General features: G+C 67.1%; 7 protein-coding genes. All 7 read right to left on the bottom strand.

Annotated elements, in window-relative coordinates; genetic code table 11:
- Positions 1–77 precede the first annotated feature (77 nt).
- Positions 78–1,538 carry a PLP-dependent aminotransferase family protein gene (locus ABE459_RS25105; RefSeq protein ID WP_258705854.1) on the bottom strand — a complete coding sequence of 487 codons (1,461 nt, stop codon included), beginning with the start codon at positions 1,536–1,538 and terminating at the stop codon, positions 78–80.
- Positions 1,539–1,554: 16 nt separating this feature from the next.
- On the bottom strand, positions 1,555–2,991 hold the full coding sequence (locus ABE459_RS25100) for an L-lactate permease (protein WP_125462948.1): 1,437 nt from the start codon (positions 2,989–2,991) through the stop codon (positions 1,555–1,557).
- Between the two features lie 12 nt (positions 2,992–3,003).
- A complete protein-coding gene (locus tag ABE459_RS25095; RefSeq protein WP_125462949.1) occupies positions 3,004–3,618 on the bottom strand; it encodes a glutathione S-transferase in 615 nt (204 codons plus the stop codon).
- Positions 3,615–5,405, bottom strand: a complete 1,791-nt coding sequence (locus ABE459_RS25090; protein ID WP_323833793.1) for an FAD/NAD(P)-binding protein — start codon at positions 5,403–5,405, stop codon at positions 3,615–3,617. Before ABE459_RS25090 ends, ABE459_RS25095 begins: the two co-directional genes overlap by 4 nt.
- Complete coding sequence (gene sbnB / locus ABE459_RS25085; RefSeq protein ID WP_309474914.1) at positions 5,399–6,430, bottom strand: 2,3-diaminopropionate biosynthesis protein SbnB; 1,032 nt, start codon at positions 6,428–6,430, stop codon at positions 5,399–5,401. Before sbnB ends, ABE459_RS25090 begins: the two co-directional genes overlap by 7 nt.
- Positions 6,431–6,436: 6 nt before the next feature.
- A complete protein-coding gene (gene sbnA / locus ABE459_RS25080) occupies positions 6,437–7,411 on the bottom strand; it encodes a 2,3-diaminopropionate biosynthesis protein SbnA (RefSeq protein WP_306109320.1) in 975 nt (324 codons plus the stop codon).
- Between the two features lie 122 nt (positions 7,412–7,533).
- Positions 7,534–7,838 (bottom strand): hypothetical protein (locus ABE459_RS25075; RefSeq protein WP_346648166.1); only part of this gene is annotated, 305 nt, incomplete at its 5' end.

The following is a 7,838-nucleotide window of genomic DNA, read 5'->3' as shown; positions in this document are numbered from 1 at the left end:
CCTCAAAAGTGCGGCTTATATTGCTGGGGCCGCTGCGCAGCCCTTTCGCGGCACAAGGCCGCTCCTACACAGAGCGTCTAAGGCATTTCCAGGGTTGGCAGCTCAATGGCAAGCGGTTCCAGCGCCTGCCGGGCACACTCGCCCAGCACCTTGAGCCCCTGGGCCAGCTCTGGCGACAGCGGCCTGCCCAGGCACAAGCGCAGCCCCGTGGTGGGCTGGCCATCGGCGAAGAAAATCCCGCTGCCGGCGATGTGGTAGCCCCGCTCATGGGCCAATTGCTGAAGCAGGGCCATGTCGGTACCCGCCGGCAATTCCAGCCAGTGAATGAACCCGCCGCGTGGCGGTACGTAGACCGTGCCCGCCGGGAAAGCCGAACGCACCAGCCCGTGCATCGCCTCATTCACCGTGGCCAGCTGGCTGCGCAACCGGGCGCAGTGCTCGTCCATGTAGCCGCGCCCGATGAACTCGTTAAGCGCGCTTTGCGCCAGGCTCGACACCGCCAGGTTGCGCGAGAACATCTGCGCGAGGATGGCATCGCGGTACTTGCCGGCCACGCACCAGCCCACCCGGAAGCCCGGGGCGACGGTCTTGGAGAACGACGAGCAGTAGATGGTCTGCCCGGTGCTGTCATAGCTCTTGAGCGCGCGTGGCCGCTCGGTTTCCGGCACCAGATCGAAGAAGATGTCGTCCTCGATGATAGGTACATCGGCCTCGCGGGCCAGTTGCGACAGCCTGGCGCGGGCCGCCTCGGGCATGATGAAGCCGCGCGGGTTCTGCAGGGTCGGGTTGAGGAAGATCACATCGACTTTTTTAAGCTTCAGCGCCTCTTCGAGGTGCTCCATGTCGATCCCGGTTTCCCCGTGGGTGCGCATGGGCAGCGCACGCATCCCCAGGCGCTCGATGGTCTGCAGGATGCCGTAGTAGGTGGGGGTTTCGATGGCCACCGTGGCGCCGCGCTGGGCCACGGCCTCCAGGGCCAGTTCCAGGGCGACGGTATCGCCGGAGGTCACCAGCACTTCGTCCGGGCCGCAGACCACGCCCCGGGTCAGCATCAGCCCGGCAATGCGCCGGCGCAGCGCCGCATGCCCAGGTGGCGTCACCAGCCCGGCGATTGCCAGGTCGGCCTTGCTGGCCAGTGTGGTCATGCACTTGTTGAGCAGCACGTGGGGGGTGAGGTCGCCGTGCAGCACGGCCGAACTCAGCGACAGGGTGGTGCGGCTGGCGGCCTGGGAGAGCATGGCGACCACCGCGTGGTTGACGTTCACCGTGACGCTGGAGAAGTCGAAACGGCTGGCCGGGTTGGCGCGCCCCGCCGCCGACACGAAGTAGCCGACCCGCGGCTCGGTCAGCACATAGGCGTTGGCTTCGAGGTCGGCCAGGGCCCGCTGCACGGTGGTGATGCTGGTGTCGAACAGGCGGGCCAGGGTGCGGATCGACGGCAGCTTGGTTCGCGCCGGCCATTCACCGCTGTCGATCTGGCGGATGATCCAGTCCTTGACTCTCCGCCAGCGTTTATCAGGTGTTTCGAACCGATCCATGGGGTCTCTTGTCAGCTCAGGAATGACCTCCCAGAACATAAAGTAAAACCACCCCGGTTGCAGCAACGATGGCGATGTTCAGCGCCACCAGGCCGAAGGCGAAGCGGATCAGCCCGTGCTCTTCATCGCGGTTGGCGGCCGCCAGCCCGGTAATCAGCGACAGGATCGACAGCGAGCCCAGCGCACCATGCCCGGCGGCGCTGTTGACCATCGCCGCCAGCCACGGCCCGTAGTCGCTGCCCAGGGCGGCGATCGACGGCATCACCAGGGTGTTGCCGCCCACGTTGGAGCCGGTGACGTAGCCCGCGATACCCGCCAGCAGCGCCACGGTCGGCGCCAGGGAAATCCCCGACAGCGATTGCAGGGCGCGCTGCGCCTCGACCAGAAAGCCCGCGTTGACCATCACCTGCGACAGCAGCAGGAACAGGAAGATGGTCGCCACCGGGAACTTGGCGCGCTTGAGCAGCGAAGCCCACGGGAAGCTGCCGTCGGCGCGCTGACGCAGGGTCATCAGCACGGTGACGATCAGCAGCGCCAGCCCTGGCGAAGCCAGCGGCTTCCATGAAACATGCTCGCCCTTGATCACCCACACACCATCCCATCCCGACAGTACGAACAGTGCGCGCGAGGCGACGATCACCCCCAGCAGCGCCAGGTACGGCCAGGCTGCCGCCGGCCAGCGCACCAGGCGCTTGCGCTGCAGGTACGAAATCACCAGGCCCACGGCGGCCACGGTCAGCCCCGCCAGCACCCCCGATACCTCAGGCCCGACAAAGCGGTTGATACCGTACAGCACCGCGCTGAACAGCACCGATACCGCACACAAGCCCAGCCACGGCAGGGCGCTGCGAATGCCGGCCTGCCACAGGGCGATGCCCGCCAGCACCAGGAACACCGGCGCGCTGATCAGCGCCGAATGGCTGCCCAGCTCGTTGGCCGGCAGGTGGGTGAGCAAGCCGCCGATCACCGTGGCCAGGCCCAGGGTGCCCCACGGCATGATGACCATGCCGGCCAGGGCGATCTTCATCCCGGCCTGGCGCGAGAACAGCCCCATCAGCAGCGGCACGGTGGCGATCAGCGAGACGCCGAAGCCGGTCATCGCTTCCAGCAGCGGCGCCAACCCCAGCACGATGAAGATCACCTGCGCCGGTGGCTTCCAGCCCAGCTCGCGCACCCAGGCACCGATGGCCTGCGGCGCGCCGCCGCGCTCCACCAGAATGACGAAGGCCAGCCCCGGCACGATCACGCAGGCGGTGCTGAGGAACAGGATCATCGTGTCCTTGATGATCGCCGAGCTGGCGGCGGCCGACAGTGGCGCCGCGGCGCCCATGCCCCACAGCAGGAAGACCACCGCGACGCCGGCCAGCGCTGCCTGCACCGGCGGGCGACGCACCAGCAGGATCAGGGCGATCACCAGGCCGATGGGCGACATTTGCAACAAGAGAGCAGCCATGTGCTGTGTTCCTTAATCGTGGGTCTGACCGCTGTACTCGGTGGCGCGCATCGAGGGGCGGTCGCAGAAACGCTGGTACCAGGCATTCAGGCGCGGGTGCTGGGCGAAGTCGCAAAGCTCGCGGAACACGATCCAGTCCAGGGCGGTGCCCAGGGCCACGTGGCCAACGTTCAGCGGGCCGTCGAGTTCGACTTGTTGTTCGAGGTAGCGGTACGACTCTTCGAGCTTGTACTTCTGGCCCTCGCCATAGGCCGGGTAGCGCAGGTGCGCCGGGCGGCGCTCGACTTCCCAGCGCAGCTTGATGCCGACATCGCACAGGCCCTGGGCCAGCGCCTGCAGGCGCAGGGCCTGGTAGCGCTCGGGGCCTTGCAGCGGGATCAGCTTCGGCCCCTGGTGCAAGGTGTCGAGGTAGTCGCAGATCACGATCGAGTCGAACAGCGCCTCGCCCTCGGGCAGCATCAGCACCGGCACCTTGCCCAGCGGGTTGGCCTGGTAGATGGTCTCGTTGCGGGTCGTCGGGCTGGTCTCGTGGTGGATCACCTCCAGGCGCTCGGCTAGCCCGAGCTCATGGGCCATCACCAGCACCTTGCGGGCGTAGGGCGAGTGGGTCTGGTAGTAGAGCTTCATGGGGCGGTCCTTGTGTCGAGGATGGCCGAGGCGGCCTTGTGGGCGTCGATGAACAGCCGCGACGGCGCGCCGGCCGAGGTGACGTAGTGGTTGTAGTAGCACGAGCCCTCGGCCAGCGGCCCGAGCACCCAGAGGTTGCGCACCGGTTCGCCGCTGCTGGCGCGAGGGTGGCAGGCCGCGTCGACATCGATGCCATCCAGGCCCGGCACGTCAGTGCGCGGGCGGATCAGGCCAAGCCGCGCCAGGTCGCGCACCGGGGCGCAGTCGCTGTCGTGCACGCCGCTGCCCTGCACGTAACCGGCCACGCGCCGGTAAGGCTTGGCAGCTGGCACGGCGCCCGGCGGCAGGAAGGTCAGCAGCCCGGCGTCGCTGAGGGCCAGCAGGTCGGCGTGGCGCTCCTTCTGCGGCCCGGCCACCAGGCGGTTGATCGCCTTGTGCCAGCGGCCGTAGAACTGCCGGTGCGAAGCCTCGGTGAGGCCGTCGAAGTCGACTGCCTCGCGCAGCCGGTCACGCAGGTCGCGCCACACCTCGATGGCTGCCTTGGCCGGCGATTCGGCGCGGCCGATGCGGGCCTCGTGCAGGTCGGCCTCGATGGCGTCGTAGATCCACGCATGGTAGTTGTGCGCGTTCACCTGCGCCGGCAGGCTGTGCAGGATCAGCGCCTGCGGGTCGATGGCGCCGGACAGCGCCTCGTAGTGACGCAGCAGGCTTTCGCTCTCGCGGGTATCGGTGGGCGTTTGCAGGCTGACTGTGCGCAGTTGCTCCAGCACTTCACGGTGGCGCGCCGGGTCGGTCTTGGCGTGCAGCACCGCCATGCCGGCCGCGCGCATTTCCAGGAGCATGCGCGGCAGCACGTCACGCTCGAAGTCCAGCTGGCCGTTCGGCGCCTGCTGGCGCAGTGCATCGATGTGGGTGCTGGTGAGGAAGATCGGCTTGTGCCGTGGCGCCCGGGTCAGGCCATTGGGGCGCGCGCGGAACGGCAGGCCGTCACGCGACTGGATATAGATCACCGGCTCCTTGCCGGATGGGAAGTACACATGGCTGGCGTCGGCCATGCGGTGGTAGGCGCCACCGCGGCCAGCGGTCAGCGCCGCCAGGGTATCCATCGCCCCCAGGCCCAGCCCTTCGAGCAGCACGGCTTCGCCGGCGGCGATGCTGTCGAGGCTGCCCGGCAGCGGGTAGATATCACCCACCCGGCCTTCCTCGTCTGCCCGCACCCGCCCGGTATGGCCGACGGTCAGGATCAAGCGGTCCACGGTCACACAGTCGCCCGACGGCAGCTTGAGCTGGTAGGCCTGTTGCGCATCGGTGCGCAGGCCGACCACCGGGTGCGGGTGCAGGCGCACCGCCACCCAGGCCGGCGCGCTTCTCAGGATGCGCGAGAAGGCGTCGGCCAGGTAGGCGCCGAGCAGCCGGCGCGGGAGGAAGTCCTCCGGCTCCACCGCGCGCCCCTCGTCGGCCACCAGGCCGGTCTTCGGGTCGACCTTGACCCCCTTGGCTCGGCACCACTCCAGAAAGTCCGGGCCCGAGCGTTCGCGGGCATCGTGCAGGGTGCCGAAGGCCGCCGCGTCGGGGTACACCCCGAGTTGCCCGGCCACGGTGTTGAGCAGCAGATAGTCCGGTTGGTTGGGCCAGTGGGCACCGGTGCCGAACACGTTGGGGTCGAAGATGTCGATCACCAGCGGCTGTTGCGGGCGGGTTTCGGCGATGCTCAGCAGGCGCTCGAAGATCGACAGCCCGCGCGAGCCGCAGCCCACCAGGCCGATGTGCAGGGGCTTGCTCACCATCTGCGCTCCTCCCCGAAGAACGACGGCACGGCGACAGCCGAGCCTTGCTCGAGGGCCACGTCATGGATACGCCGGCCCAGGGCCAGGTCGAGGATGCCCATGCCGAACGGCGAATAGATCAGGGGTTTGTCACGGTTCACCTGCAGTTCGCCGCGCAGGATCTGCGCCACGGTGCCGGTGACGAAATCGCGGTGGCCGAAGCGCTGTTCGGCCAGGTGCGGCGAGGTGTTGGCCTTGAGGCAGTGGCTGACGTCGTCGAAGTAGTTGTAGCTGGCGGCGACGATGCCGGCATCGATGTCGCGCAGCGAGATGTTCAGCACGATCTGGCCTGGGCGGAAGGTGTCGTCGCCGCTGACGTAGGGGGTGCCGGCGCTGGTGGCGAACACCACGATATCGGCCTTGAGCGCTTCTTCCAGCGACCACAGTTGCACCTGCGGCAGGCCCAGTTGCTCACCGAAACCGGCCAGTGCCTCGGCCGACTCGCGGTTGAGGTCATGCACGCCGACCTGGCCGAACGACCAGTCGTCGCCGATGAAGGTGTCGAGGATGTTGCGGGCGATCACGCCGCCGCCAATGATCGACAGGCTGCCAGCGCGTTTCTGTTTGTCATTGAGCAGCCAGGCGCCCAGCACGGCCGAGGCGGCGGTGCGCACGGCGCTGATCAGCGCGCCTTCGAGCAGCGCGTAGGGGTAGCCGGTTTGTGGGTCGTTGAGGATCAGTACCGCCGAGGCCCGTGGGATGCCGGCGTGGATGTTGTCCGGGTAGCTGGCGATCCACTTGATGCCCGATACCGACTGTTCGCCCTGTTTGTCGACGATCGCCGCCGGCAGGGCAATGATGCGGTTGGCCGGCTCTTCGGGGAAACGCAGGAAGTAGCTGTCCGGGTTGACGGTTTCGCCGCGCTCATGGGTGAGGTAGGTCTGCGCGACCACCTCGATGGCCTCCTGGCGCATGCCGGCAAGGATGTCCTTGACGGTGGCGCCGGGGATCACGTGGAACGGGGGAATCGAAGCTTGTGCGGTCATGACTGGTTACGCCGTAAGGGAGAGAGGGAATTCGGGGAACAAGGGTTGCAGCGCGTCCGGGCCCAAGCGTTGGCTGACCCAGTCGTCTGAATAGAGGGTTTCCAGGTAGCGCTCGCCCATGTCCGGGGAGATCGCCACCACCACATCGTCCGGGCGGATCTGCGCTGCCCACTGCTGCACGCCGGCCAGCACCGTGCCGGTGGAACCACCGAACAGCAGGCCGTAGCGCTGCGCCAGCCAGCGGCACACCTGGACCGTGCGCACCTCGGGCACGGTGAGGAAGGCGTGGATATCGCTGGGCTCGTAGATCTCGGGGCGGCGGCTGGTGCCGAGCCCCGGGATATGGCGGGTGCCGCCGGGCAGGCCGAAGGTCACCGAACCGACCGAGTCCACCGCGATCACCTTGGTGCGCGGGTGGTGGTCGGCGAAGTAGCGCTTGCAGCCCATCAGCGTGCCGGTGGTGCCGGCGCCGACGAACAGGTAGTCGACATGCCCGAACTTCTCGGCGATGGCCCGCGCGGTGGCGTTGTAGTGGGCCAGCGGGTTGTTCGGGTTCTGGTACTGGTTGAGCCAGATGTAGTCGGGGTTCTGCGCGACCATCTGTTCGATCAGGCGGATGCGCGAGTAGAGGAAACCACCGTTCTCGTCGCGCTGGTCGACCACGATCACCTGCGCACCCAGGGCCTGGATCAGTTTGCGGTTGGGCGCCGAAGTGTTCGGGTCGATGACGCAGACGAACTGGTAGCCCTTGGCCGCGCAGACCATCGCCAGGGCCACGCCGAGGTTGCCCGACGAGGATTCGATCAGCCGCGTTCTGGGGGTGATCAGCCCACGGCTTTCCAGGTCGGCGACGATTGCGTGGGCGGTCTTGAGCTTGATGGAGCCGGCCGGGTTCAGGCCCTCGATCTTCAAGTGCACCTTGGCACTGCACAGCTGATCGACCTGGACGTAGTTATTTTCGTTTATCAGTTGCTTGATCATTAGGGCATCCCTGTCAGATTTCCTGAATGAAGCGGGCCGTCCGCCGTTGGGGCGGCAGGCTTTGAAGTAACGGGGCAGCAGGGAAGTGAGGTACCGGGTGGTAGCGCTTGCCTGTTCTACGGTTATCTACAAACGCGCTTTCCATCCGTGGAAACGATGTTGCTCATGATGTTGGGGTTGGTATGCAACTGCGCGCCGGCTGGGTGTGCCTGGCGCTGCGGGAGTGATGGTGCGGGGCGGGGAGGGGAGGGCGACAGATACAGAAAATCGGGATTTTTCAATACAGGGGAACGGGTGGAGCAGTCCTGGCAAGGATCGATCTGCTGATAGCCTTGCGCTGTCTTTGTAGGAGCGGCCTTGTGTCGCGAAAGGGCTGCAGCGCGGCCCCAGGATTTCAGCGTGAAAGCAGAAATCGCCGGGGCTGCTC

The sequence above is a fragment of the Pseudomonas sp. TWI923 genome (assembly GCF_039673365.1).
Taxonomy (GTDB): Bacteria; Pseudomonadota; Gammaproteobacteria; order Pseudomonadales; family Pseudomonadaceae; genus Aquipseudomonas; species Aquipseudomonas sichuanensis.
Note: the sequence above shows the minus strand (reverse complement) of the source record. Positions and strands in the feature narration are given on the sequence as shown.